This is a genomic window from Pseudomonas fluorescens Q2-87, assembly GCF_000281895.1.
Lineage (GTDB): Bacteria > Pseudomonadota > Gammaproteobacteria > Pseudomonadales > Pseudomonadaceae > Aquipseudomonas > Aquipseudomonas fluorescens_S.
Window position 1 is genome coordinate 2,700,267 of record NZ_CM001558.1, and the last position, 26,211, is coordinate 2,726,477.

21 protein-coding genes and 1 pseudogene are annotated in these 26,211 nt (G+C 61.7%); 16 read left to right on the plus strand and 6 right to left on the minus strand.

The window, feature by feature from the left end:
- Positions 1-94 precede the first annotated feature (94 nt).
- Positions 95-982: pseudogene (locus PFLQ2_RS27735) on the plus strand (helix-turn-helix domain-containing protein); the annotation flags it as partial.
- Here the strand turns inward: PFLQ2_RS27735 and PFLQ2_RS15615 are convergent.
- On the minus strand, positions 904-2,877 hold the full coding sequence (locus tag PFLQ2_RS15615; RefSeq protein WP_003181157.1) for a sigma-54-dependent Fis family transcriptional regulator: 1,974 nt from the start codon (positions 2,875-2,877) through the stop codon (positions 904-906). The pseudogene PFLQ2_RS27735 and the gene PFLQ2_RS15615 sit on opposite strands and share 79 nt — an antisense overlap.
- A 284-nt stretch (positions 2,878-3,161) precedes the next feature.
- Here PFLQ2_RS15615 and PFLQ2_RS15610 point away from each other — a divergent pair, with 284 nt between their 5' ends.
- The 6 genes from PFLQ2_RS15610 (at position 3,162) to PFLQ2_RS15585 (ending at position 12,238) form a co-directional block, all read left to right on the plus strand.
- Positions 3,162-4,634, plus strand: a complete 1,473-nt coding sequence (locus PFLQ2_RS15610) for a benzaldehyde dehydrogenase (RefSeq protein ID WP_003181158.1) — start codon at positions 3,162-3,164, stop codon at positions 4,632-4,634.
- 72 nt (positions 4,635-4,706) lie between these two features.
- A complete protein-coding gene (locus PFLQ2_RS15605; protein ID WP_003181159.1) occupies positions 4,707-5,474 on the plus strand; it encodes a coniferyl-alcohol dehydrogenase in 768 nt (255 codons plus the stop codon).
- A 90-nt stretch (positions 5,475-5,564) separates the two neighbouring features.
- Complete coding sequence (locus PFLQ2_RS15600) at positions 5,565-7,214, plus strand: DUF1302 domain-containing protein (protein ID WP_003181161.1); 1,650 nt, start codon at positions 5,565-5,567, stop codon at positions 7,212-7,214.
- 15 nt (positions 7,215-7,229) lie between these two features.
- A complete protein-coding gene (locus tag PFLQ2_RS15595) occupies positions 7,230-8,591 on the plus strand; it encodes a DUF1329 domain-containing protein (protein WP_003181163.1) in 1,362 nt (453 codons plus the stop codon).
- A 69-nt stretch (positions 8,592-8,660) separates the two neighbouring features.
- On the plus strand, positions 8,661-9,764 hold the full coding sequence (locus PFLQ2_RS15590; RefSeq protein ID WP_003181165.1) for a WD40/YVTN/BNR-like repeat-containing protein: 1,104 nt from the start codon (positions 8,661-8,663) through the stop codon (positions 9,762-9,764).
- Positions 9,765-9,817: 53 nt separating this feature from the next.
- On the plus strand, positions 9,818-12,238 hold the full coding sequence (locus tag PFLQ2_RS15585) for an efflux RND transporter permease subunit (protein ID WP_003181167.1): 2,421 nt from the start codon (positions 9,818-9,820) through the stop codon (positions 12,236-12,238).
- Between the two features lie 289 nt (positions 12,239-12,527).
- Here PFLQ2_RS15585 and mhpT read toward each other — a convergent pair whose 3' ends face one another.
- Complete coding sequence (gene mhpT, locus PFLQ2_RS15580; protein WP_003181169.1) at positions 12,528-13,751, minus strand: 3-(3-hydroxy-phenyl)propionate transporter MhpT; 1,224 nt, start codon at positions 13,749-13,751, stop codon at positions 12,528-12,530.
- Positions 13,752-14,065: 314 nt separating this feature from the next.
- Between mhpT and PFLQ2_RS15575 the strand changes: the two genes are divergently transcribed.
- Positions 14,066-15,373: an OprD family porin gene (locus PFLQ2_RS15575; protein ID WP_003181171.1), complete on the plus strand. Its 1,308-nt coding sequence runs from the start codon at positions 14,066-14,068 to the stop codon at positions 15,371-15,373.
- Positions 15,374-15,392: 19 nt separating this feature from the next.
- Here the strand turns inward: PFLQ2_RS15575 and PFLQ2_RS15570 are convergent, their stop codons facing one another.
- Positions 15,393-15,881, minus strand: coding sequence for a MarR family winged helix-turn-helix transcriptional regulator (locus PFLQ2_RS15570; protein WP_003181174.1), 489 nt, complete (start codon positions 15,879-15,881; stop codon positions 15,393-15,395).
- 214 nt (positions 15,882-16,095) lie between these two features.
- On the opposite strand from PFLQ2_RS15570, the gene PFLQ2_RS15565 reads away from it, so the two are divergent.
- The 3 genes from PFLQ2_RS15565 to PFLQ2_RS15555 all read left to right on the plus strand — a co-directional run bounded on the left by PFLQ2_RS15565 (position 16,096) and on the right by PFLQ2_RS15555 (position 20,501).
- Positions 16,096-16,926, plus strand: a complete 831-nt coding sequence (locus PFLQ2_RS15565; protein WP_003181176.1) for a p-hydroxycinnamoyl CoA hydratase/lyase — start codon at positions 16,096-16,098, stop codon at positions 16,924-16,926.
- A 108-nt stretch (positions 16,927-17,034) separates the two neighbouring features.
- Entirely contained in the window at positions 17,035-18,483 is a 1,449-nt protein-coding gene (locus PFLQ2_RS15560; protein WP_003181178.1) for an aldehyde dehydrogenase, read from the plus strand.
- A 140-nt stretch (positions 18,484-18,623) separates the two neighbouring features.
- Positions 18,624-20,501, plus strand: coding sequence for a feruloyl-CoA synthase (locus PFLQ2_RS15555; RefSeq protein WP_003181179.1), 1,878 nt, complete (start codon positions 18,624-18,626; stop codon positions 20,499-20,501).
- Positions 20,502-20,551: 50 nt separating this feature from the next.
- Here PFLQ2_RS15555 and PFLQ2_RS15550 read toward each other — a convergent pair whose 3' ends face one another.
- Positions 20,552-20,869: a DUF883 family protein gene (locus PFLQ2_RS15550; protein ID WP_003181181.1), complete on the minus strand. Its 318-nt coding sequence runs from the start codon at positions 20,867-20,869 to the stop codon at positions 20,552-20,554.
- A 157-nt stretch (positions 20,870-21,026) separates the two neighbouring features.
- Here PFLQ2_RS15550 and PFLQ2_RS15545 point away from each other — a divergent pair, with 157 nt between their 5' ends.
- Positions 21,027-21,281: a hypothetical protein gene (locus PFLQ2_RS15545; protein ID WP_003181187.1), complete on the plus strand. Its 255-nt coding sequence runs from the start codon at positions 21,027-21,029 to the stop codon at positions 21,279-21,281.
- A gap of 3 nt (positions 21,282-21,284) precedes the next feature.
- Here PFLQ2_RS15545 and PFLQ2_RS15540 read toward each other — a convergent pair whose 3' ends face one another.
- A complete protein-coding gene (locus PFLQ2_RS15540; protein ID WP_033045990.1) occupies positions 21,285-22,193 on the minus strand; it encodes a LysR family transcriptional regulator in 909 nt (302 codons plus the stop codon).
- 86 nt (positions 22,194-22,279) lie between these two features.
- Here PFLQ2_RS15540 and PFLQ2_RS15535 point away from each other — a divergent pair, with 86 nt between their 5' ends.
- Positions 22,280-23,203, plus strand: a complete 924-nt coding sequence (locus PFLQ2_RS15535) for a carbon-nitrogen hydrolase family protein (protein ID WP_003181191.1) — start codon at positions 22,280-22,282, stop codon at positions 23,201-23,203.
- Here the strand turns inward: PFLQ2_RS15535 and PFLQ2_RS15530 are convergent, their stop codons facing one another.
- Complete coding sequence (locus PFLQ2_RS15530) at positions 23,204-23,674, minus strand: LEA type 2 family protein (RefSeq protein ID WP_003181193.1); 471 nt, start codon at positions 23,672-23,674, stop codon at positions 23,204-23,206.
- 146 nt (positions 23,675-23,820) lie between these two features.
- On the opposite strand from PFLQ2_RS15530, the gene PFLQ2_RS15525 reads away from it, so the two are divergent.
- The 3 genes from PFLQ2_RS15525 to zapE all read left to right on the plus strand — a co-directional run bounded on the left by PFLQ2_RS15525 (position 23,821) and on the right by zapE (position 26,156).
- Positions 23,821-24,537 carry a helix-turn-helix transcriptional regulator gene (locus tag PFLQ2_RS15525; RefSeq protein ID WP_003181195.1) on the plus strand — a complete coding sequence of 239 codons (717 nt, stop codon included), beginning with the start codon at positions 23,821-23,823 and terminating at the stop codon, positions 24,535-24,537.
- 51 nt (positions 24,538-24,588) lie between these two features.
- Complete coding sequence (locus tag PFLQ2_RS15520; protein ID WP_003181197.1) at positions 24,589-24,930, plus strand: nuclear transport factor 2 family protein; 342 nt, start codon at positions 24,589-24,591, stop codon at positions 24,928-24,930.
- Positions 24,931-25,034: 104 nt separating this feature from the next.
- Entirely contained in the window at positions 25,035-26,156 is a 1,122-nt protein-coding gene (zapE, locus tag PFLQ2_RS15515) for a cell division protein ZapE (RefSeq protein ID WP_003181198.1), read from the plus strand.
- Positions 26,157-26,211: the final 55 nt, after the last annotated feature.

Consider the following 26,211-nt stretch of genomic DNA (forward strand, 5'->3'; position numbering starts at 1 on the left):
GGTTAAAAAAGTATCGGTGAGGGGGCGTGTCGAGACTGGCGAAACACCGCAGGCGCGGCGTAAGGTGCTCGTCATAACGACTAAGAGGCGCGACATGCCTGATCACCGAACGCCCCTGTTCGAGCAGCGACCGGCCGAACTGGAAGTCATCCTGCCCGAGCCCGAACACAGTTTTCGCTGGTACGAGCACGATTACCCGTACCCGTTGGCGCGCTGGAACCATCATCCCGAATTTGAAATCCATCTGATCCGCCAGGGCAGCGGAAAGCTGTTGGCCGGTGACTATATCGGCCCGTTTGGCCCCGGCCACGTCGCAATGATCGGCCCGAACCTGCCCCACGACTGGATGGGCGACCTGGCGCCCGATGAGCACTTGGCCGGGCGCGACGTGGTGCTGCAATTCGACGGCGCGACGCTGCTGAGCTTGCGCCGGACCCTGCCCGAACTGGGCGATCTGCACGGGTTGTTCGAGCGCGCTCGCCGTGGACTGGCGTTCCGCGGCAGCACCGCGCAACACGCCGGCTACCTGCTTGAAACCATCGGCCCGGCCCAGGGGTTGGCGCGCCTGGCGCTGTTCCTGGAACTGCTCGATACGTTGAGCCGGGCCCCCGAGGACGAAGCGCAAGTCCTGGCGAGCCCGTTCTACGCACCCAGCCTTGACGCCCGCAGTTCCGAGCGCATCCATAAAGCCTTCGAATATCTGCAAGCTGAACTCACCGGCGATGTGCGGCTGTCGGTCATCGCTCGCCAGCTGGACATGAGCGAACCGGGTTTCTCGCGTTTCTTCAAGCGCATCACCGGGCATGGCTTCATCGACCTGATGCGCAAGCTGCGGGTCCAGCGCGCCTGCCGGTTGCTGCTACAAAGTGAAATGCCGGTGACCGACATCTGTTTTGAGGTGGGCTACAACAACCTGTCCAACTTCAACCGACACTTTCGCATCGAGATGAACCAGACGCCGAGTGAGTATCGGCGGGGCGCGTTCGCCCTGGTTGAGGGAGCTTCCCCAGGAGCGAGCTGTGGGAGCGAGCTTGCTCGCGAAGACGGCAGCACCGCCACCATCGATGCGAACTGAGCCACACAACTAAGGCAGGTCCGGCATTTAGTCCGGGATACTTTTTGATGTTTTTTCAACCGATAGGCGAACTGTGCCCGGCTCAGCCCCAACGAGCGCGCCGCCGCCGCCAGGTTGCCGCTGCTCAGTTGCAGGGCTTCGCTGATCAGTCGTGATTCCAGGCCGTCAATCGAGAAGTCCGAGTCCAGTTGGCTGAGGGACTGGAGCAACGGCGGTTTTTCTGCGGCATCGTTGGCGGCCAGGCCCATCGGCGAGAGGCCGCCGTGATGGTCCACGGAATACGCATCCACCGGCAGTTGCTCATTGCGAAACAGGTGCATCAGGTCGATCGCCTGGCCTTCTTCGCTGGCGATCAGGCCGCGCTCGATGAGGTTTTGAAGTTCCCGGACGTTTCCCGGAAAGTCATAGCGCAGCAGGACCTTCAAGGCGCGCATGGTCAAGCCCATCGGGACGCGCCCGTATTCCTGGCAAAAGCGCTTGAGGAAGGCATTGATCAGCAACGGTATGTCATCGCGGCGTTCACGCAGGGGCGGCAGGGCGATGGGGTAGACATTGAGCCGGTAGAACAGGTCTTCACGAAACGCGCCGTCCGCCACGGCTTTGCGCAGGTCGATGTTGGTGGCCGCCACGACCCGCACATCGACCTTGATGCCGTGGCCGCCGCCGATCCGTTCGATTTCCCGCTCCTGCAAGGCGCGCAGCAACTTGCTTTGCCCGGCCAGGCTCAGGCAGGTGATCTCGTCCAGGAACAACGTGCCGCCGTGGGCGCGCTCGAAACGACCTGGGCGCGAATGGGTGGCGCCGGTGTAGGCACCACGCTCGACGCCGAACAGTTCGGCCTCGATCAGGTTGTCGGGAATCGCCGCGCAGTTGAGGGCTATGAACGGCCCATCACGGCGGCGACTCAGTTGATGCAACTGGCGGGCGAACATCTCCTTGCCCACGCCGGATTCGCCGCTGACCAGCACGGTAGCGGGCGTCAAGGCCACCCGTTGCAGGGCTTGGGTCGCGGCGTTGAAGGCTGCGCTGGCACCGATCAGTGGTTGTTCGCTGTCAGCCAGCGGGGCGGTGCCGGCAACGTTGTCGGACCGAGTGTCGGCGCGCGCGACAATCGCAGGTTGTGAGGCGTTGAGGTAATTCAGGTCTTGCTCGACGTCCCCCCATTGCTCTGCGGTCTTGCCGACGACGCGGCAACGCTCGTGGCCCATGCCTCGGCATTCCACTTCGCGGAATATCACCAGTTGCCCGAACAGCCCACTGACGAAGCCGATGGCATAGCCCAGCTCAGTCCAGCACACCGGATCCTGCCCGGTGCCATAGGCCGCGACATGCTCGTCAGCCTCGCAGGAGTGATGCCAGAGGAACTCCCCCTCATAGAATCCCGAGTCGGAGTCGAACTTGAAATGCAGCGGTTCGACTTTGGTCATGCCTTCAAGGGTATGCAGATGCGTGCCTGCGCGAAACACCGCCGCGGCATTGGCGTGGGGCCAGCGTTCGCGAATCAGCCGCGCGTCCCGGGCGCCCGAGGAATAGCCGGTGCGGGTGAGCATGCCCCGTGCCTGCTCCAGTCCTTGGCGTTCGATGATTTCCCGGCGCAACGCCCCAAAGGACGAGCTGTGCAGCAACAACATGCGTTGGTCGTTGAGCCAGATACGCCCATCGTCGGGGGAAAAGAACAGGCAATCGGTGAGCTCTGCCGGCGTGGGCGAACTGCTGTCGCTCAGCTCGTTGCTGTCTCCGCGGGGGTGGTAATGCTCGGTGGCGACCCGCAGGTCGGGCAATTGGCAGTGGGGATTATTCATTGTTATGCCCCTGGATAGTGATGATCCAAATGATCACCTGGCGAGATAGTTATTAAGCATAACTTTATCAAATGAACAAGCGGCAGCTGGCCAACGGCCAGGTCGGTGATGGTTAAGCGGGCACGGTGCCAGACCAAGAGCCTTGAACCAGAGCCCTGAGTCAGCTTTATCGCGGTACGCAGGCAAAACCGGCACAGCGCTTGCTCAAGCACTTTCACGGCGTTTGCGGCGCGACCTTCCAGGTGCGGCAAACGATGACAACAACAAAGAGCCGGGAGTTATACATGTCTGCAGCCAAAAGCCACCTGCTGTCTGAGGTGATCGAGTCGGAATGCGTTTTCAACGGTGACTGGGTGCCTGCCTCGGGCCCGCTGCAAGCGATTATTGAGCCGGCCACCGGCGAGCGACTGATGCGCAGTGCCACGGCTGACGCCGCCGACATCGCCAAGGCCAGTCGCGATGCAGCCCTGGTCCAACCGGCATGGGCAGCGCTGGGCCCACGGCAACGCGCGGCGATCTTTCGCAAGGCGGCCGATGTGGCCGAACGGTCTTTTGCGGAACTGGCGCTGTATGTCGCTCGGGAAACCGGAGCGGCCTTGTTCAAGGGTCAGCACGAGGTTCGTGAGGCGATCGTGCTGCTGCACCAGGCGGCGGGCATGCTGTCCCAGGCCCACGGGGTGGTGCTGCCCAGCGAGGCGGGGCGCTTGTCCTATGCGCGCCGCTTGCCCCACGGCGTGATTGGGGTGATCTCGCCGTTCAATTTTCCGTTGGTGCTGTCGATGCGTTCCGTAGCGCCAGCCCTGGCAGCGGGAAACGCGGTCGTGCTCAAGCCCGATCCGCAAACGCCGGTCAGTGGCGGTTTCCTGATTGCCCGGCTGTTTGAAGCCGCCGGGTTGCCCAAGGGGCTGTTGCAAGTATTGCCCGGTGCGGCGGATGCGGGGGAGGCGCTGTGCCGCGACCCCAACGTGAAAATGATTGCTTTTACCGGCTCTACCGGTGCCGGTCGCAAAGTGGCCGAAGTGGCCGGGCGCAACTTGAAGAAAGTCGCGCTGGAATTGGGCGGCAAAAACCCGCTGATCATCCTCGAAGATGCCGATCTGGATCTGGCCGCCCGCAATGCAGCGTGGGGCGCCTGGATGCACCAGGGGCAGATTTGCATGGCGACCGGGTTGATCCTGGTCCATGAATCCATTGCCCAGGACTTCACGCGCAGATTGGTCGAGAAAGCTCGGGCATTGACCGTGGGCGACGCCGCCCGCGAAGAAGCGGCGTTGGGCCCGTTGATCAATCAGCGGCAGCTGCAACGGGTGCATGACATCGTCAGCGACAGCGTCCGGGCCGGCGCCACGCTGGAAACCGGCGGTGAATACGACCGGTTGTTTTACCAACCCACCGTGCTCAGCGGTGTGAAACCGGGCATGCGCGCGTTCGAGGACGAAGTCTTTGGTCCTGTGGCGACGGTGGTCAGTTTCGCCAGCGACGATGAAGCCATCGAACTGGCGAATCGCACTGAGTACGGCTTGTCGGCGGCGATCATCTCGCCCTCGGTGGGACGGGCCATGGCCATCGGCGAGCGGCTCGAGTGCGGCATGTTGCACATCAATGACCAGACCGTCGCCGATGAGTGCGTCAACCCGTTCGGCGGACGCGGTGCCTCGGGCAACGGCGGCAGCGTCGGCGGGCCGGCGGACTGGGACGAATACACACAGTGGCAATGGGTGACGGTGAAGGATAAGGCGCCGATCTACCCGTTCTGAGGCTTGTTTTTTAAACAGGGGCCAATGAGCTGAGGCCCCTGCGAGCAGACAAAAATAATAAGAGGACTCAACATGAAACTCGACAACAAGATTGTGCTGGTCACCGGTGTCTCGTCGGGTATCGGTGCTGCCACGGCAAGCGTGTTGCGCGCTCACGGCGCCCAAGTGATTGGCGTGGATCTCAAGGCTCCGAACATGACCCTGGACGGTTTTGTGCAGGGCGATTTGAGTAGCGCCGAGAACATCGAACGCTTGCTGCCACAGCTACCCGCACGGTTCGACAGCCTGTGCAATATCGCCGGTGTGCCGGGCACCGCAAACCCGCAACTGCTGGCGCGGGTCAACTACCTTGGGCTGCGCCACCTGACCGGTTCGCTGTTACCGCGCATCAGCGCTGGCGGCAGCATCGTCAACATCGCCTCGATCCTCGGCGCCGAGTGGCCGTTACGCCTGGAGCAGCACAAGGCGCTGGCGCGTATCGAAGGGTTTGCCGCCGGGCAAGCCTGGCTCGCCGATCACCGTGTGCCGGACCAGACCTGTTACCAGTACTTCAAGGAAGCGCTGATCGTCTGGACCTACCTACAGGCCCAACCCTGGTTCCTGGAGCACTCGGTGCGCATGAACAGTGTCGCGCCAGGTCCGGTTTTCACACCGATCCTCGACGACTTCGTGAGCATGCTCGGCGAGGCTCGGACCCAGGCCGATGCCCATCGCATGAAACGTCCCGCGTATGCCGATGAGGTGGCGGTGGTGATTGCTTTCCTGTGCGCCGATGAGTCGCGATGGGTCAACGGCATCAACCTGCCCGTCGATGGCGGATTGGCCTCCACTTACATCTGAATGCACACCCGTAGAAAGCGGCGCACGCCGCTTACCCGAGCGTGGTGGCTGCAAAGCCATGCCTGAAAATAACAATAACGAGAAGCGTCCATGGATAACGTCAAAGATTGCCTTCGTTTCAAGCATTGCGCCTTGTTCCTGGCGTTGTGCAGCACCGGTGCGATGATCGAAAGGGTCGAGGCCATGCAAATGGACCTGGGCGACTCCGACTGGAAACTGCGTTGGGACAACACCATCAAGTACAGCCAGGCCTGGCGTCTGCAGGGCCAGGACAGTCGCGTGGTCAACGCGCCTACCGCCAACGGCCTCTACCCGTCGATCCAGAGCCAGGGCGACAAGAATTTCAGCAGTGGCCTGGTCTCCAACCGCCTGGACCTGTTTTCCGAAATGGACCTGAGCCGGCAAAACTATGGGCTGCGCGTGAGCGGCGCGGCTTGGTACGACGACATCTATAACAAGGACACCGACAGCAGCGAGCAGACGCACTTTCTCAGCGAAACCCGCAAGCTTCATGGCCGCGACGCGGAAATTCTCGACGCCTTCGTGTTCTTGCGCGGTGATTTGGGCGAAGACTCCCAGGGCGTGGCGCGTCTGGGCCGCCACAGCCTGATCTACGGCGAAAGCCTGTTCTACGGCGGCAACGGCATCGCCAATGCCCAAGGCCCAACCGATGTGGTCAAGTTGCTCAGCGTGCCGGGGACCCAGTTCAAGGAGATCCTGCGCCCGGTCAACCAGATCTCCGGCCAATTGCAGATCAACCCGCAGTTGTCGGTGGGTGCGTACTATCAGTTTGAGTGGGAGCGTTCCAATCTGCCGGGCGCCGGCAGCTACCTGAGCGATGCCGATGCCATCGGTCATGGCAGCGGCCCCCTGCGGGAAGTGTTCGGCAACGACACGGTGAATGGCGGCGATCTGAAACCGCGCAATTCGGGGCAGGGCGGCATGCAGATCCGCTTCAAGCCGACCGGCACCGAGCTGGAGCTGGGTTTCTACGCGGCCCAGTATCACGATAAGGCGCCGATCGGGTTGTACGCGTACCTGGACGGTCCCGCCGCAGCGGCCACTGGGTTGCCCATCCTGGGTTCCTATCGTCAGGTCTACGCCGAAGACATCAAGACTGCCGGTGTCAGTTTCTCCACTGCCTACGGTCCGTTCAATTTTGCCGGTGAAACGTCGGTGCGCTGGAATGCGCCCTTGGTGAGCAACCTGCAAGTGGTGACGCCCGGGATGGAAGCCGACGGCGACGACCATTCGTTGTTCGCCCGGGGCAAGACCGCTCACGCCAACCTGTCGGCGATTTACCTGCTGTCGCCCACAGCATTCTGGGATGGCGGATCGGCCCTGGCCGAACTGGCTTGGAACCGCACCCTGAGCGTCACTGAAAACGCCGCCGCGCTGGATTCCAACACCACCCGCGATGCCACCGCGCTGCGAGTGTTGATGGAGCCGGCGTACTTTCAGATCGTCGACGGAATCGACCTGACCGTGCCGATCGGCATGGGCGTGGTGCTCGATGGGCGGTCCTCGGCCGTCAACAAGTCCGGCTTCGGCAATACCCATTCCGGCGACTGGAGTGTCGGGCTCAAAGCCACCTATTTGCAGCGCTGGGACGTCGGCCTCAACTACGTGAATTTCTTCGGCGCACCGAAAGCCGGGCTGCGCGAGGACGGCAATTTCAGCTACGGACAATCGCTGGCCGACCGCGACTTCGTCTCGCTCTACGTAAAAACCTCATTCTAATAAGGTGGATTCGCCATGCAGAACAAAGGATTCCTGAACATTTGCGTCCTGGCCCTTGCCCTTGCCGGCATGAGCCTGGCCCAGGCGGCGGTGTCGCCTGAACAGGCCGCACGTTTGAAAACCGATCTGACTCCCCTGGGCGGCGAGCGCGCCGGCAATGCCGATGGCAGTGTCCCGGCCTGGCAGGGCGGCTACACCCAGGTCTCACCCGGCTATAAAGCGGGCGACAAGCGCCCCGATCCGTTCGCCAGCGAAAAACCGCTGTATACGATCAAGGCCTCGAACATGGAGCAGTACGCCAGCGAGTTGGCCGAAGGCACCAAACTGCTGTTGAAGAAGTACCCGGACTATCGCCTGGACGTGTACCCGACCCATCGCTCGGCCGCCGCCCCGCAGTGGGTGTATGACAACACCAGCAAGAACGCCACCCGCGCTACGTTGGAGGTGGACAGCGAGAAGGTCTCCAACGCTTATGGCGGCATCCCGTTCCCGATCCCGGAAAACGGTGCGCAAGCGCTGTGGAATTACCGGTTGTCCTGGCAGGGCGGCGACACCATCAGCTCGCCTTTCGATACCTGGCTGATGACCGCAGGCGGCAAGAAAGTCCAAGCGACCCGGGCCCAATACACCTACCAATTTCCTTATTACGTCGAAGGCGGCAGCCTGGAAAACTATTCGGGCAAATACCTGCTGGGCAAACTCTTGACCGAGCTGCCGTCGTCCAAGGCCGGCGAAGGCCTGATGACCCATTGGGACCTGGACCCGGCCAATCGCGCGGCCTGGCAATATCTGGTCGGCCAGCGCCGGGTTCGCCGGGCACCGAACATTGCCTATGACACGCCGGACTTCGTGACCTCGGGTGTCGGCCTGTTCGACGAAGCGTTCATGCTGTTCGGGCCTACCGATCGTTATGACCTCAAGCTGGTGGGCAAAAAAGAACTGATCGTCGCCTACAACAATAACCGTGCCGCGCTGGCCAAGAGCGACGACCTGGTCAAGGTGAATTTTCTGAACCCCGATCTGGTGCGTTGGGAGAAACATCGGGTCTGGGTGGTCGAGGCCACGCTCAAGTCCGGCAAGCGCCATGTCGTCCCGCGTCGGACTTACTACATCGACGAAGATTCCTGGCAGATCCTCATGGCTGACGGCTATGACGCCCAAGGCAAGCTCGGCCGCCAGATGTATTCGTTGACGCTACTGGCCCCGGACCTTCCGGCCCTCACCGCACAGGTCATGTGGGGCAGCTACAACCTCGACACCGGCGCCTACTTCCTCAACTCATCGAGTAACGACTTGGCGGTCCAGTACCAGAAAGTCGCGAAGCCTTCGGCGTCCTATTTCACGCCGGATGCCATGGCCAACGAAAACATGCGCTGATCCGGTGGCGGCCGTGGCGAGAAAGAGCTTTGCCGCGGTCGCTTACGATTGTTCTGGCGGGATAACGATATGAATGTTGAAAAAATCGTTGCGAGACGCGGTCCGTTGTGGGGTGTTTGTGCCTTGGCGTTATGCCTGTTGGCGAGCGTGCCTCTGGGGGCACAGGCCTCGACGTTTGCAGTGCTGCAGCAGCCGGCATTGCCAACTTCCAAAGCCCCGCGCACGGTATTGCTCGGGCTGGCCCGGGCCGGCGACCGACTGGTGGCGGTCGGCGAGCGCGGGATCGTGTTGCTTTCCGATGATACAGGAGTGAATTGGCGCCAGGCCAAGGTGCCGGTCAGCGTCAGCCTGACGGCGGTGCAATTCGTCGATGCCGAGCAGGGCTGGGCGGTCGGTCATCTGGGCGTGGTGCTGCATACCCAGGACGGTGGGGAAACCTGGCAAAAACAACTCGACGGTGAGCGGGCCAACGCACTGGCGGTGCAGATCGCCGAGCGCGACGCCCATCAACCCGGCGGTGCCAGCAATCTGGTGCAAGCACGACACATGCTCGATGACGGGCCGGATAAACCGTTTCTCGACCTGTATTTCAGTGATCGCCTGCGCGGGTACGTCGTGGGCGCCTACAACCAGATCTTCCGTACCGACGACGGCGGGCGGAGCTGGCAGCCGTGGATGCGGCATGTGGACAATCCGCAGGGCTTGAACCTGTATGGCATCCGCGCCTTGGGCAACGATCTGCTGCTGGTGGGAGAGCGCGGCCTGCTGTTGCGTTCGGCCGATGCCGGCCAGTCATTCCAGGCATTGAAATCGCCTTATGAGGGCAGCTTTTTCGGCCTGCTCAGTACCCGCGATGGGGCGTTGATTGCCTATGGTTTGCGCGGAAATGCGTGGTGGTCCGATGACCGTGGCGGCAGTTGGCGACGCCTTGATACCGGTGTCGAATCAACATTGGCGACTGCGCTTGAGCTGCGCGACGGCAGCCTGCTGTTGGCCAGCCAAAGTGGTGAGCTTCTATTCAGTCACGACCAGGGTCGAAGCTTTGACAAGCGTCAGAGCCGCAGCGGCCGGACCGTCGCCGCCATGCAACAGGCGGTCGATGGCAGCCTGGCTAGCGTCGGTTTGAGCGGCGTGGCCGCTGACCAGGATCCGCGTGCCTCCGGTAAACCTTGAAACTTCACGGTGTAGCGCTATCGGGCCACGGCTCGTGCAACAGGGAGTCAAACTTGAAAGACGACAAAATCCAGACCGTGATCAGCCGCCAGGAAGACTTCGACCGGGCGTCAGGCAACTTCGCCGAACGCGCGATCTTCAACCATCGACCGCTGGTGATCCTGCTGTGCCTGTTAGTGACGTTGGTGCTCGGTTGGCAAGCCACGCGCATCGGCATCAATGCCAGCTATGAGAAAACCATTCCCACGGGGCATCCCTACGTCGCCAACTTCCTCGACAATCGCAGTGAGTTGAGCGGCTTGGGCAACTCGTTGCGCATCGCCGTGGAGGTCAAGCAGGGGAGTATTTTCACCAAGGACTACCTCAACACCCTGGCCAAGCTCAACGATGAACTCTATCTGTTGCCGGGCGTCGACCGGCCTTATATGAAGTCGCTCTGGACGCCGACCACCCGCTGGACTGCCGTCACCGAAGAAGGACTCGACGGCGGCACGGTGATTCCTGACGACTACGATGGATCAGCGACCAGCCTCGAGCAGGTGCGGACCAACGTGTCCCGCTCCGGAGAAGTCGGTCAACTGGTCGCGGGCAACTTCAAGTCCAGTGTGATTTTCGTGCCGTTGCTGGAAATCAATCCACAGACGGGTAAGGCGTTGGACTATGGCGAGTTTTCCCGTCAATTGGAGGCGTTGCGAGACAAGTACCAGACGGACGACCTGCAGATTCATATCACTGGTTTTACCAAGATCGTCGGTGATCTGATCGAGGGGATGACCCAGGTACTTCTGTTCTTTGTCGTGGCGGTGCTGGTGACGGTATTGGTGCTGTTTGGCTACACCCGTTGCGCGCGCAGCACCCTGGTGGTGGTGATCTGTTCGCTGGCGGCGGTGCTCTGGCAACTGGGGCTGCTGGCCCTGCTCGGTTATGAACTGGATCCTTACTCTGCATTGGTGCCGTTCCTGGTGTTCGCGATTGGCATGAGCCATGGCGCGCAGAAGATGAACGGCATCATGCAGGACATCGGCCGTGGTACTCACAGGGTGGTCGCCGCGCGCTATACCTTCCGCCGACTGTTTGCGGCGGGCATCACCGCTTTGCTCTGTGATGCGGTGGGCTTTGCCGTTCTGCTGTTGATCAATATTCGGGTGATCCAGGACTTGGCAATCACCGCCAGCCTCGGTGTGGCGGTGCTGATTTTCACCAACCTGATCCTGCTGCCGATCCTGCTCAGCTATATCGGCGTGAGCCCGGCGGCGGCACAACGCAGCCTGAGTTCGGAAACCACCGAGCAGCAGGCGCAGATCAAGCATCCGCTGTGGCGTGTACTCGACCTGTTCACCCAGCGGCGCTGGGCCATTGGCGCCATGGTGGTTGGCTTGCTGTTGGCCGCGTGTGGTTTTGCCGTGAGCTTGCATTTGAAGATCGGCGATCTGGACCCCGGCGCTCCGGAATTGCGCGCCGACTCGCGCTACAACCGCGATGCGCTGTTCATGACGCAAAACTATGCGGCCAGCTCGGATATTTTCGTGGTCATGATCAAGACCCCGGAGGACCAATGCACCCGTTACGCCAGTTTGTCGGCGGTGGACGCGCTGGCCTGGCAACTGGAGCAGTTGCCCGGCGTGGAGTCGACCACTTCGATGGCGGCACTGAGCAAGATCGCCACGGCCGGTTATAACGAAGGCAACTTCAAATGGTATGAACTGATCCCCAACGACGGCGCGTTGGGCGCCGTGCAAACCCGTGCACCGCGGGAGCTGTTCAACCAGGGTTGTTCAATGCTGTCGTTATACGTCTATCTTGCCGATCACAAAGCTGACACCTTGAACCGGGTGGTGGAGGCCAGTGAGCAGTTTATCGCTGGACATCACGTGCCAGAGGTCAAGTTCATGCTGGCGGCCGGCAGCGCGGGTATCGAAGCGGCGACTAATATCGTGGTGAAGAAGTCCATGCGCGAGATGCTGTTCTGGGTCTACGGTGCGGTCAGCCTGCTGTGTCTGCTGACCTTCCGCAGCTGGCGCGCAACCCTGTGCGCGATGCTGCCGCTGATGCTCACCTCGATCCTGTGCGAGGCACTGATGGTGGGGCTAGGCATGGGGGTGAAAGTTGCGACGCTGCCCGTCATTGCCCTGGGCGTGGGCATCGGCGTCGACTATGCGCTTTATGTGCTGAGCGTGATCCTGGCTCGAATGCGTGCCGGTGACACCCTGGCCCAGGCGTATTACCAGGCGCTGCTGTTCACCGGCAAGGTGGTGTTGCTGACAGGTATGACGCTGGCTGTGGCTGTGTCGACCTGGGCCTTTTCACCGATCAAGTTCCAGGCCGACATGGGGATCTTGCTGGCCTTCATGTTCCTGGTGAATATGCTCGGTGCCTTGATCCTGCTGCCGGCCTTGGCCTGGCTGCTGCTGCCACAGAAGGTCTTCGCAAAAAAGCCTGAACTGACCCGGCAGGAGCGGTGGGTTAGGGGGTGACTGCGTTCATTCAGGTGAACATCGAATCTGTGGGAGCGAGCTTGCTCGCGAAGGCGGCGTACCAGTCGACCTGTTGCTTCCTGATGTACCCAATCCAATGCTGTGGGTCATGGCAAATAGGTTGAATTCGCTGACATCATCGCGAGCAAGCTCGCTCCCACAATTGGATCGAAGCACGCCGAAGAGTCAGGCCGCCTCGCGGCGGCCCACGGAGCAATGCCGAAAGTGGGCCGCTGTAGGAGCGAAGCCATAAGCCGCCGTTACGACGACAACGGATAGGTACGCCGAATCAGGAATGCTTCACAACCGGCCTTGCCGCCCCGAGCCCCAGCCCAGTCGAACGGCGCATCACCCCAAGAACAGCCAGCGTCGCGACCACCAACCCCGGTGAAGTCGCCAACAATACGGCAGCAGTCCCACCCCCAGCCGCCAGGATCTGTCCAGCCGCCAAAGGACCAGCAACCGAACCCAACCGTCCGATAGCGACCGCCGCACCTACGCCAGTCGCACGCACAGCAGTGGGGTAGGAGGGCGGTGCCAGGGCATAAAGCACCAACTGCGCAGCCATGACAAACAACCCCGCGGCGAACCCTGCCATCGCCATCGGCACGATGCCGACGGACAAGCCGACCCCGGCCAGGGCGCTCAGCAGACCGGCATAGACAAACAGCACCACCTTCACGCCATTGCAGCGGTCCAGCAACAGGCCACCCAGTAACGAGCCAAGTGCACCACCGATGTTGAACAGCATCTGCACCAAGCCGGCCTGAGGTTTGCTGAAGCCCTGTTCCACCAATAACGATGGCAGCCAGTTCAGCAGCATGTACATGACCGTCAGGGTGAAAAAATAGCTCAGCCATAGCGCCACGGTAGTACGGCTGCGACCTTCAGCGAACAGCGCCTGGGCGGTTGTGCCGCGCCGTTGGCCGCCATCCTGCGCCTGGCGAAAAGCGCTGGATTCAGGCAGCCACAACAGCATCAGCGGAACCACCAACAAGGGAGCCAAGCCACCGATGAAAAAGGTCATCTGCCAGTGCTCGCCAAAAACCATGGCGACCACCGCGGCCAAGGCACCGCCCAACGGCACCCCCGCATACATCACGCTGATGGCCGTGCCACGGCGTTCTTCTCCCACGGCTTCGGCACACAACGCAATGAGGTTGGGCAGGGCGGCGCCCAGGCCCAGGCCGGTCATGAAGCGCACCAACAGCAGGCTGGAAAAATGCTCGACATGCGCAGTGCTGAGGGAAAACACACCGAACAGCAGGACGGCGGCGATGAGGATCTTCTTGCGACCGATGCGATCGGCGATCCAACCGCCGAAGAACGCCCCAGGCAAAAGGCCGATGATCCCGGCGCTGAAAACCCAACCCATCATTTTCGGGTCCAGGGCAAACGTCTGCCGCAAGCCGGCGGCGGCAGTGCCGGCCGATTGCAAATCGAAACCTTCGATCAACGCAACGATAAAACACAAGGCAATGGTCAGCGTCGCACGACGCGCCGGCTGGTTCATGGCAAATCCTCTTATTGTTTTTGTCCGGACACCGGCCTGGGAAGCAGTCCGGTCGCTGGATTTAAGATTAACAAAGCTAACTAAAAAATGAATGACATGCAGTGGAGGGCTGTAAGTGGAAGGATTCGGCCGAAGAATCAGAGGCTTAAGCATAAAGACCGAAAAAAACAGTAAATTGGTTAATGATATTAATGTTCGATTATCGGTCACTGCAGATTGACGAAGCGCCATCACCGTTTCCATTCTTGGTGCGCATGGCCCGCCGACACCCAAGGCCGGCCGATCAAAAACAACAACAATAAGTGGACTCGAACATGCCGAAAATTGCCCGGGGCGCTGTTGCGCTGCGTCCTGTTTCACCCTTCGTCCCCCTGCTGGCCAGCCTCGGCTTGAGCCTGGGTTCCAGTGCCGTACTGGCCGAGGGATTGCTCGACGACAGCCACGGCACCTTGACCCTGCGCAATTACTACCTGGACCGCGACTACAAGGACGACGGCGCCAAGACCGCAGCGCGGGAATGGGCCCAGGGCCTGATGATGAACGTGGAGTCCGGGTTCACGCCGGGCACCGTCGGTTTCGGCATGGACGCCCGGGGATTGGTGGGCATCAAGCTCGATTCGTCGCCGGATCGCAGCGGCACTGAACTGCTGCCGGTCTCCAGCAGCGACAAACGTGCAGCCGACGAATATTCGCGCTTGGCGCTGACCGGCAAGCTGAGGGTCGGCCAGACTTTGGTAAAGACCGGCGATGTCTCGATCTTCCTGCCGTTTGCCTTTGCCAGTCCGTCGCGCCTGCTGCCGCAAACCTTTCGCGGCACGACGCTCAGCTCCAAGGATATCGACGGACTGACGTTGAACACGGGCTACATCGACCGGATCAACCGCCGCGACTCCACCGACTACCAGCCGATGACCATCGCTTCGCCCAATCGCCGTTTCAATGGCGCGGCAACCTCGTCCCACATGGCGTATCTGGGCGGTGATTATCAAATCAATAAAGACCTCAGCGTGCGGGCCTACCACGCCGAAGTGGCGGACCTGTACCAGCAGGACACCCTGGCATTGCTGCACAACCTGCCGTTGGGCAACGGTGTGTTGACCACCGACTTGCGCAGCTTTTTCAGCGATGACAACGGTGCTGCCAAGGCGGGGAAAGTGGATAACCGCAATGTCTCGGCGCTGATCGGCTATCGCTTGGGTGGGCATCGCGTGAGCCTGGGTTACATGCATTCCAGCGGCGATACGGCCACGCCTTATGTGTCCGGCACCGAGTTGATGGGCTTGAGCGAAATGACCATGAGTTCGGATTTTCTCAACGCCCGGGAACGCACCTGGCAGGCGATCCATGATTATGACTTTGCGGCCGTGGGCGTACCGGGCCTGAGGACACGACTGCGTTATGTGCGCGGCGATCACATCGACCTGGCGGCCCTCAACGCCGAGGATCGCAAGGAGCGTGAATTCCAGATGGAACTGGGCTACGTGATCCAGGGCGGCCCGCTGAAAAACGTCGGGCTGCTGGCGCGCAAGTCGATCTACCGTAACGATTTTCCAGGCACGGCGGCGTTTCGCGATGAAAACCAGACCCGGTTCCTGGTGACCTACAGCGTACCGATCTGGTAGCGAACGGTGTGCCTGTCAGTTACTGCTGATAAACCTTCTTCAACAGCCGCAACAATTGCGTCCGCTCGCCGTCCGAAAGCGCCGCCGTGGAATCCAGATCGCTCTGCACGGCAATCTGCTGGAGTTCTTTGAGCAGGGTCTCTCCGGTCTTGCTCAGGAAAATCCCGTACGAACGCTTATCCGGCTTGCAGCGCACGCGCACGGCCAGGGCCCGGCTCTCCAGTTTGTTCAACAGCGGCACAACCTGTGGCGGCTCTATCGCCAGGGCCTTGGCCAGGTCGGCCTGCATCAGGCCAGGATTCTGGTCGATGATCGCCAGGGCCGAAAATTGGGCGGGCCGTAAATCGTGCACGGCGAGCCGGTTGATAAGGTTCTGGAACAATTTCAACTGGGCGCGGCGCAGGGCATAACCGATCAGGTCATCCAGCGCGGCGTCCAGCGGCGCCTGCGCGTCGGTACCGGTGGCCAGTGGCTCAACGGGTTCGGCAAGCTTGGAAGACTTGGTCATCGAAGTGAACATCCTCAAGGTGAGTGGTTAACAAGGCTATCCAGTTTGCCGGGGTTGCGCCGCCGTGGCTACGGCCGAGCGCGAAATTCAAGATCCCGCCAATCCCAGCAAGTACTCAGAAAATACAGATAAACGAATTAATAGTTAATTGACATAACTAAATTTGCGGTTTAGCTTTTACTCATCTTCAGCCAAGAACAAGAGAGCGCGCATCATGAGCAATTACGACGGTCGCTGGAAAACGGTCAAGGTCGACATTGAGGAAGGCATCGCCTGGGTCACCCTCAATCGCCCGGAAAAACGCAACGCCATGAGCCCGACCCTCAACCGCGAGATGATCGACGTGCTCGAAACTCTGGAACAGGATCCCGCCGCCGGTGTACTGGTGCTGACCGGGGCCGGCGATGCCTGGACTGCGGGCATGGACCTCAAGGAATATTTCCGCGAAGTGGATGCCGGGCCGGAAATCCTCCAGGAAAAAATCCGTCGCGAAGCCTCGCAATGGCAGTGGAAATTGCTGCGCATGTACGCCAAGCCCACCATTGCGATGGTCAATGGCTGGTGCTTCGGTGGTGGTTTCAGCCCTCTGGTGGCCTGCGACCTGGCGATCTGCGCCGACGAAGCGACTTTCGGCCTGTCGGAAATCAATTGGGGCATTCCGCCTGGCAACCTCGTCAGCAAGGCCATGGCCGATACCGTGGGCCATCGCCAATCGCTGTACTACATCATGACCGGCAAGACCTTCGGCGGGCAGAAAGCTGCCGAGATGGGCCTGGTCAACGAAAGCGTCCCCTTGGCGCAACTGCGTGAAGTCACCGTTGAACTGGCGCGCAACCTCCTGGAGAAAAACCCGGTGGTGCTGCGGGCCGCCAAGCATGGCTTCAAGCGCTGCCGCGAACTGACCTGGGAGCAGAACGAGGATTACCTGTACGCCAAGCTCGACCAGTCCCGTCTGCTCGATACCGAAGGCGGCCGCGAGCAGGGCATGAAACAGTTCCTCGACGACAAGAGCATCAAGCCCGGCCTGCAAACCTACAAGCGCTGAAGCGCCAAGGCGAACAGCGGGCGCATCCCGCTGTTCGCCGTGTCGCCCTGGCGCTACTGTTACACCGCTTTGATGCATTCCCGATAAAGACAATAAAGAGGAATCACCATGCTGGACGTGCCCCTGTTGATCGGCGGCCTGTCGTGTCCCGCCCGTGACGGCCGGACCTTCGAGCGCTGCAATCCGGTAACCGGTGAGGTGGTCTCGCGCGTTGCCGCCGCCACCCTGGAAGATGCCGATGCCGCCGTGGCCGCCGCGCAAGCCGCGTTTCCCGCCTGGGCCGCGCTGGCCCCCAACGAACGCCGCACCCGCCTGCTGCGCGCGGCCGAGCAATTGCAGGCTCGTAGCGGCGAATTCATTGCGGCTGCCGGCGAGACCGGTGCCATGGCCAACTGGTACGGTTTCAACGTGCACCTGGCGGCAAACATGCTGCGCGAAGCCGCTGCGATGACCACCCAGATCAATGGCGAAATCATTCCTTCGGATGTGCCCGGCAGCTTCGCCATGGCCTTGCGTCAACCCTGCGGCGTGGTACTGGGTATCGCACCGTGGAACGCGCCGGTGATTCTCGCCACCCGCGCCATCGCCATGCCGCTGGCCTGTGGCAACACGGTGGTGCTCAAGGCTTCCGAGATAAGCCCGGCCGTGCATCGGTTGATTGGCCAGGTGCTGCAGGACGCCGGTTTGGGCGACGGCGTGGTCAATGTCATTTGCAACGCCCCGGCCGATGCGCCGGCGATTGTCGAGCGCTTGATCGCCAACCCGGCGGTACGCCGAGTGAATTTCACCGGCTCGACCCATGTCGGCCGTATCGTCGGTGAGCTGTCGGCGCGCCACCTCAAGCCGGCCTTGCTGGAATTGGGCGGCAAGGCACCGTTGCTGGTGCTGGACGACGCCGACCTGGACGCAGCAGTCGAGGCCGCAGCCTTCGGCGCGTACTTCAACCAGGGGCAGATTTGCATGTCCACCGAGCGCCTGATCGTCGACGCCAGCGTGGCCGACGCCTTTATCGCTCGGCTGACCGCCAAGGTCGCCACGCTGCGCGCCGGCGATCCCACAGCCGGTGATTCGGTGCTCGGTTCGCTGGTGGATGCCGGCGCCGGCCTGCGCATCAAAGGGCTGATTGACGATGCCTTGGGCAAAGGGGCAACGCTGCTGGCGGGCGGACAATTGGACGGCAGCATCCTGCAGCCGACCCTGCTTGATGGCGTCACCGAACACATGCGCCTGTACCGCGAAGAATCCTTCGGCCCCGTGGCGGTGCTGCTGCGCGGTGACGGCGATGAAGAACTGCTGCGCCTGGCCAACGACTCCGAATTTGGCCTCTCGGCGGCCATTTTCAGCCGCGACACCGCGCGTGCACTGGCCCTGGCCCAACGAATCGAATCGGGCATTTGCCACATCAATGGTCCGACCGTGCACGACGAGGCGCAAATGCCCTTCGGCGGGGTCAAGTCCAGTGGTTACGGCAGCTTTGGCGGCAAGGCGTCGATCGAGCATTTCACCCAGTTGCGTTGGGTGACCCTGCAGAACGGTCCACGGCATTACCCGATCTGAAACCCGTCGCACCGCAGGCGACGCGCTTCGAATCCGTCGCCCGGTGCAGGCCAGAATAACAATGACAAGGCCGCAGCCAGACGCTGCGGGGCTGCGCTCGCTTTGTGCGAACCGAGTCTGCCTTGGTGGAGGAAATGTACGTGAGTTCCCTATTCAGATCGTCCTCCCAACCCGACCCAGGGCGTTATCGCCAGGTGTCGATTGGTCATCCCGCCGTCGAAGTCACGCAAGAGCACGGCATCTTGCACATGCGCTCCCTCGAGCCCTTGGCCCCGATGCCGGCGCGTCTGCTCGATCGCCTGGTGCATTGGGCCGAGGTGCGTCCGCAACAGACTTTCATCGCGGCTCGCGAGGCTGGCGGCGACTGGCGCAGGGTCGGTTATGCCGAGATGCTCGAGCGTGTCCGGGCCATCGCCCAAGGCCTGCTGAGCTTCGGTTTGTCGGCCGAAAGGCCCTTGGTGTTGCTCTCGGGCAATGACATCGAGCATTTGCAAATGGCCCTCGGCGCGATGTACGCCGGGATTCCGTACTGCCCGGTGTCGCCGGCCTATTCATTGCTCTCCCAGGATTTCGCCAAGCTGCGTCACGTCTGCGACCTGCTGCAGCCAGGGTTGGTGTTCGTCAGCGAGGCCGCACCGTTCGAACGAGCGATAAATGCGGTATTGCCGGCGGATATTCCCTTGGTTACGGTGCGCGGCGAGGTACCGGGGCGAGCCAGGACCGGTTTTGCCAGCTTGCTGGCACAACCCGGCGGCGTCGAGGCCGAGAGCGCTTTCGCGGCCACCGGCCCGGACAGCATCGCCAAGTTCCTGTTCACCTCGGGCTCCACCCGGCTGCCCAAGGCGGTGATCACCACTCAACGGATGCTCTGTGCCAATCAACAGATGCTGTTGCAGACCTTTCCGGTGTTTGGTGAAGAGCCGCCGGTACTGGTGGACTGGCTGCCGTGGAATCACACCTTCGGCGGCAGCCACAACGTCGGTATCGTGCTGTACAACGGCGGCACATTTTACCTGGACGACGGTAAGCCCACGGCCCAGGGCTTTGCCGAAACCCTGCGCAACCTCAAGGAAATCTCGCCCACCGCCTACCTGACCGTCCCCAAGGGCTGGGAGGAATTGGTCACTGCCCTGGAGCAGGACGCTCAATTGCGCGAGCGCTTCTTCAAGCGCATCAGCCTGTTCTTCTTTGCTGCGGCCGGCCTGTCACAAAGCACTTGGGATCGCCTCGACAGGGTCGCCGAGCAGCACTGCGGGGAGCGCATCCGCATGATGGCGGGCCTGGGCATGACTGAGGCTTCGCCGTCCTGCACGTTCACCACCGGGCCATTGTCCATGGCCGGTTACATCGGCCTGCCGGCCCCTGGTTGTGAAGTGCGCCTGGTGCCGGTGGACGGCAAGCTGGAAGGACGCTTTCGCGGGCCGCACATCATGCCTGGCTACTGGCGCTCACCGCAGCAGACGGCCGAGGTGTTCGACGAGGACGGTTTCTACTGCTCGGGAGATGCGATCAAGCTGGCCGATTCGAGCAATCCGCAGTTGGGATTGATGTTCGATGGGCGGATCGCCGAGGATTTCAAATTGTCGTCCGGTGTGTTCGTCAGCGTCGGGCCGCTGCGCAACCGCGCGGTGCTGGAAGGCACGCCTTACGTTCTGGACTTGGTGATTACCGCGCCTGATCGCGAATGCCTGGGCGCGCTGGTATTGCCACGGCTGGCGGAATGCCGACGTCTCTCAGGCCTGGGCCCGGACGCCAGTGATGCCCAAGTGCTCGCCAGCGCAGCGGTCCGCCAGTGGTTCGCCGACTGGTTGCAACGCCTGAATCGCGAAGCCAGCGGCAACGCCAGCCGCGTGGAGTGGATTGCCTTGCTCGATGAACCGGCGTCCATCGACCGCGGCGAAATCACCGACAAGGGCTCGATCAACCAAAGGGCAGTGCTGCAATGGCGGGCGGAAAAAATCGAGGCGTTGTACCGCGGTGAAGACACATCGATCCTGCGTGCGGGATCGCAAGGCTAGATAGAACCCCCTGTGGGAGCGAGCAAGCCCGCTTCCACAGTTCGTGGTACTTAACGCCGTCCGAGCAGCAGGCCCACCACCAAACCAAAACCGGCGGAAATCGCCACGGTTTGCCATGGATGTCCGCCAATATAGACCTCAGTGGCATCGACCATCGGACGGGTGCGTTCGCGTGCGCTGTTCAGCGAATCCAGGGCCTGTTGCAGTTTCTGGGAGATCTGGCCGCGCAGGTTTTCCGCGTCTTCGCCAACCAGCGACACACTGCTTTTGAGCAGCTTTTCTGATTCTTCGATCAGTGCCTGCAATTCGCTGAACGCTTGATCCTTGATTTGCTCTCCGTTGGCTTGGACAGTGCTTTTACGGGCCATTGAGGTACTCCTTGGTGATGGTGCAGTGAACAATGGAGTGCGGCGCCTGGGCAAAAGTTGCAGTGACCGGCCTTCGCAGCGCAGCCCATCACAAATGGGTTAAGACGTTTCCCTGCAAGGTGTAAGATGGCGCCTATTTACGCAACAGGTAATTCCCATGAGTTTCAATCTGGCTGACAAGCCCTTGGCCGAGCGTGCCGCGCTGGAAGACGAAAAATCCCGACTCTTTGAACTGTGGCAAAACAACCTGGGCAAGGCCAAGGGCGATGCCGCCCGCCTGTTCGGTGAGCGTTCCAAACGCAAGGGTAAATGGGCCGAGTGGGTGCGTGCCGAGCTGGATGGCATGTCGCCGCCCGAATACGCCAACATGGTGCGCAGTGAAGTCAATCGCCTGATGGCCGCCAACAAGTAAGCCTTATGAGAAGGTCGCGACGATGGACTCACGAACCCTGACCACCGCCGGGTCCATCTGCGTGGGGGTTCGCCAGCCCAATTCGATAGGGTAGCGGGGCAGAGCCAAGGGGCAGGGCAGCAAGGCCAGGCCGCTGAGGGATGCGATGGCCCGGGCGGCGTGGGCCGGAATGGTCGCCACGGCCTGGCTGCCCCTGAGCAGGAACGGTAGCGCGGCGAAGTGCGTGGTCGAGGCGCATACCCGCCGGCTCAGGCCAAGCCCGGCCAACCCTTCATCGGTAATGCCGATAAAACCGCCCGACGACACCAGCAAATGCTCACGAGCCACGAATGCGTCGAGGCTGAGCGCTTGCTGGCCCTCCGTCAGGCTGGCCGGGTCCACCAGGCAGGCGTAATCGCCTTCGCCCAGGATGTGACGGCTTAGCAACCGCTGCGCAAATCCGCCCGCCGTGATCGCCAGATCAAGGTTGCGCTCCATCAGGGCCCGTCCGACGATCTGGCTGTGGGTCTGCCGGAAAATCAAGCGCAGGCCCGGGGCCCGGCGGGCCACTTCCTCGATCAGCTGTCGCCCGTGGGCAATCTCGAAATCATCAGATAAGCCAACGATCACCGAACGGCCTTCGTAATGGCTGGCGTGCGGGTCGACCATCGCCAGGCTCTGGCGGCATTTGTCCAATGCGTCGCTAATCACCGGCTTCAGCTGATTGGCCCGCAGGGTGGGCGCCAGGCCTCGACCGGTGCGCACGAACAATGGGTCGCCATACAAATCTCGAAGTCGGCGCAGGGCCGCGCTGATGGCTGACTGGGTCACGCCCACGCGCAAAGCCGCACGACTGGCGCTGGATTCGTCGTGCAGGGCTTCGAAGATCTTGAGCAGGTTGAGGTCGACGTCGGCGATATTCATATGGCTCATATCATTTAGCAGCGATTGGGGCTTTATTCATGATCGGCTGGCGTCTGAAAATCAGCAACACCTGATGACCCGAGGAGTTGCAAACCATGCCCAAATCCATTGTCGCCGCCCTGCAGATAGGTTCGATGCCTGGAGGCAAAGAGCAGACCCTGGCGCAGATTCTTTCTTACGAAGATGCCATTCGCCAGGCCGGTGCTCGTCTGGTGGTGATGCCCGAAGCCCTGCTGGGCGGATATCCGAAGGGTGAGGGGTTTGGCACTCAGCTGGGTTATCGTCTGCCGGAGGGGCGCGAGGCATTTGCCCGCTATTTTGCCAACGCCATTGACGTGCCCGGTGTCGAGATCGAAGCACTGGCCGGCCTTTCGGCACGCACCGGAGCGAGCCTGGTGCTGGGGGTCATAGAGCGAGCCGGTAGCACGTTGTACTGCACCGCGCTGTACTTCGAACCCGATGCCGGCCTGGTGGCCAGGCACCGCAAGCTGATGCCCACCGGCACCGAGCGGCTGATCTGGGGCATGGGCGACGGTTCGACCTTGCCGGTGGTCGACAGCCAGGTCGGTCGTGTCGGCGCGGCGGTGTGCTGGGAAAACATGATGCCGCTGCTGCGCACCGCGATGTATGCCAAAGGCGTGCAAGTCTGGTGTGCGCCGACGGTGGATGAGCGGGAAATGTGGCAGGTGACCATGCGCCACATCGCCCACGAAGGTCGCTGTTTCGTGGTCAGCGCCTGCCAGGTCCAGGCCTCGCCGCAGGCGTTGGGCATCGACGTACCGAATTGGCCGGCCGAGCGTGCGCTGATCGCCGGTGGCAGCGTAATCATCGACCCGATGGGCGAGGTGCTGGCGGGGCCGCTGAAAGACACGGCCGGGTTGTTGACGGCTGAAATCGATACCGATGAACTGGTGCGGGCACGCTACGACTACGACGTGGTCGGGCACTATGCCCGGCCCGACATCTTCGAGCTGGTGGTGGATGAGCGCGCCCGGCCCGGCGTGCGTTTTACCGGCTGATCACCATGTGGCCGTGGAGCCCCGCAAGTCGAGGGTGCCGCGATCGACGAAACGCATCGTGCCGAACAAACCACCGGCGAGCTTGCCCTTGAGTACATAGGGCAGGTTGTCCAGGCGTTGGGTCTGGCTCAGGCCCAGGGTCTGGCGCAGGACAGTAAACGCCGAGATGCTCACGGGGACCGTCAGTATTGCTTCGGAAAAACGGGGGATGGAGCCGGTCTGGTCACTGACCCCGGTCGCGAGCGTACGGCCGTTGACCTCCAGGTCCAGGGCCACGCCGTTGTAGTCGATGGTGGTTTCGTTGGGGTTCTGCAGGCGCAGCTTCACGGCAAAGCGCACCTCCAAGTCCTGGCTGGCCAAGGGTTCGATGCCGACTACATTGATATTCAGCGGATCACGGTGGGGGAAGAGGGCGCAGGCGCTCAGGTTGAGCAAGATCAGTAAGAGGGACAAGCCGAAGATTCTGCGCATGGGTAGTGGTTCTCATAATAAAAAGGCAGAGCTATCGCTCACCATAACTCACAATCTCCAACGCCGGAGGCAAGCGGGTAGGCTCCTGACAGTTTCTGACACCAGCCTCTGCTAATCTGCATCATCTTTTTCCCGGACAATCCATCGTGTCGCGAACCAGTCGACTGCTCACTCTGCTGCAAGTCCTGCGAGGCAAGCGTTGCCCGGCCACCGCCGCGAGTCTGGCTAGCGAACTGAAGGTCTCGGAGCGCACGGTATACCGCGATATCGCCGAACTGACAGCCCTCGGCGCGCCGATCCAGGGCGAGGCGGGTATTGGCTATGTGTTGCGCAGTGGGCTGTTCCTGCCGCCGCTGATGTTCACCGCCGATGAAATCGAGGCCATTGTCCTGGGCTTGCGCTACGTCGACCAGCGTGCCGACGAGGTGCTGGGCAAGGCCGCTGCCGATGCGTTGGCGAAGGTTGCCGCAGTATTGTCGCCAGACGTGCGTGATGCCTTGCGCAATCCCACGGTCCTGCCCGGGCCAGCGGGTTATGGCTATCCGCAGAACACGGTGGAGCTGAACGTGTACCGCCAGGCCATTCGCGCCCAAGCCAAGCTGCACATCGATTATGCCGATGTGAACAAAACCCCGAGCCAGCGCTTGATCTGGCCCCTGGCCCTGGGCTTTTTCAATGAGGCGCGGGTGGTGGTGGCCTGGTGTGAACTGCGCGGCGCCTACCGGACCTTTCGCACCGATCGGATTGCCGCCGCCACCGAACAGGGCGAGCGATACCCCGGCCGACGCAGCGATCTGCTGCGGGCCTGGTTCGCGCTGATGAAAGTCGATGAGTCAGGGCGTTTTACTCCTGACAAAAACTGACACAGCGCTGGTCTAGCATGGAGCCAGATCGATTAAACAAGGAGCCGTATCATGTCCAATCCAGTCGCTTCCCTGGCCCCGGCCATCGCCGGTTACATCGCCGCCGCCAATGCCTGCGACAGTTCTGCTGTGACGCGTTTTTTTGCCGAGGATGCCAACGTGTTCGATGAGGGCCAGCACCGCGTCGGTACCCAGGCCATCGCCCAATGGATGGAGGACACCGCCCGGCGCTTCCGGCCCCGGGTTGAAGTGCTCGATGTCCAGCAGCGCACCGGCAAGGTGCTGGTACACAACCTGATTTCCGGGACATTCCCGGGCAGCCCGCTGGAGTTGCGCTACACCTTCCGCCTCGATGGACAGGGCAAGATCACCCGCCTGGATATCTCGACCTGAAGGCGCAACCTGGAAGCTGTTCGGGTAGTTTCATGGTGCAGGTGTAATCACTCGCTCAAGGGGCATGGCATACTCCTCACCTTCGTTTACCGGACCTGGGCCGTATGACTTTCGACTCCCCCCTGAGCGCCTGGCAGCAAGCCATCGAACAGCACGGCTTCGTCCAGGACGAGGCCCAGGAATTGGCCATCATGGCCTTGGAACAATGCCATCAGGCCTTGCATGAAGGGCGCAAGTCAATCAAGGGTGTCTACCTCTGGGGGCCGGTGGGGCGTGGCAAGACCTGGTTGATGGACCGTTTCTACGAAAGCCTCAGGGTCCCGGCCCGCCGCCAGCATTTCCACCATTTCATGGCCTGGGTGCATCAGCGTTCGTTCCAGCTCACCGGTACCCCAGACCCATTGCAGGCTCTCGCCCGGGAACTGAGCCAAGAAGTCCGGGTGCTGTGTTTCGACGAGCTGTTTGTCAACGACATCGGCGATGCCATCATCCTCGGGCGCCTGTTTCAGGTGATGTTCGAGTTGGGAATGGTCATGGTCAGCACGTCTAACCTGCCGCCGGAGGAACTCTATGCCAACGGCCACAACCGGGAGCGATTCCTGCCGACCATCACCGCCATCAAGCAGCACATGCAAGTGGTGCCGGTGAATGGCTGGCAGGATCACCGCCAGCATCCGGGCACGCTGCAGCAGCGCTATTGGGTGCGCGAGGGCGGGCAGCCCGACCCGCTGGCCGAAGTCTTCGGCCAATTGGCCGCAGGACAGGCGTTGGGCAACGGGCCGGTGGAAGTCGGGCATCGATTGCTGGAGCCGATCCAGGCCAGCGATACGGTGCTCTGGAGCCGCTACTTCGATGTATGCGAGCAACCGTTCTCGGCCGTGGATTTCATGGCCCTGTGCGACCGCTTCAGCGTCATCCTGCTCAGTGATGTGCCCAGCCTCAGCGCCGTGCAACGCGAAGGACGCATCGCCCGCGGTACGGAAGATGGCGTCGAGCGGGTCGAGGCCGGTGATCGCGAGCTGCCGCAGTTGTCGGTCCATGACGATGGCGTTCGGCGCTTCATTGCCTTGGTCGACGAGTGCTATGACCGCAAGGTTCCGCTCTACCTTTCGGCCCAGGTGCCCATGGATGAGTTGTACACCGAGGGCTATCTGCAATTCCCGTTTCGCCGTACGCTCAGCCGCTTGCAGGAAATGCAATTGCAACGTTTCGGTCAGCCCGCCTGACCAGCCACCCGCCGACGGCCAGGCCGCCGGTTTTACTCAAGAGAGATGGTAATGG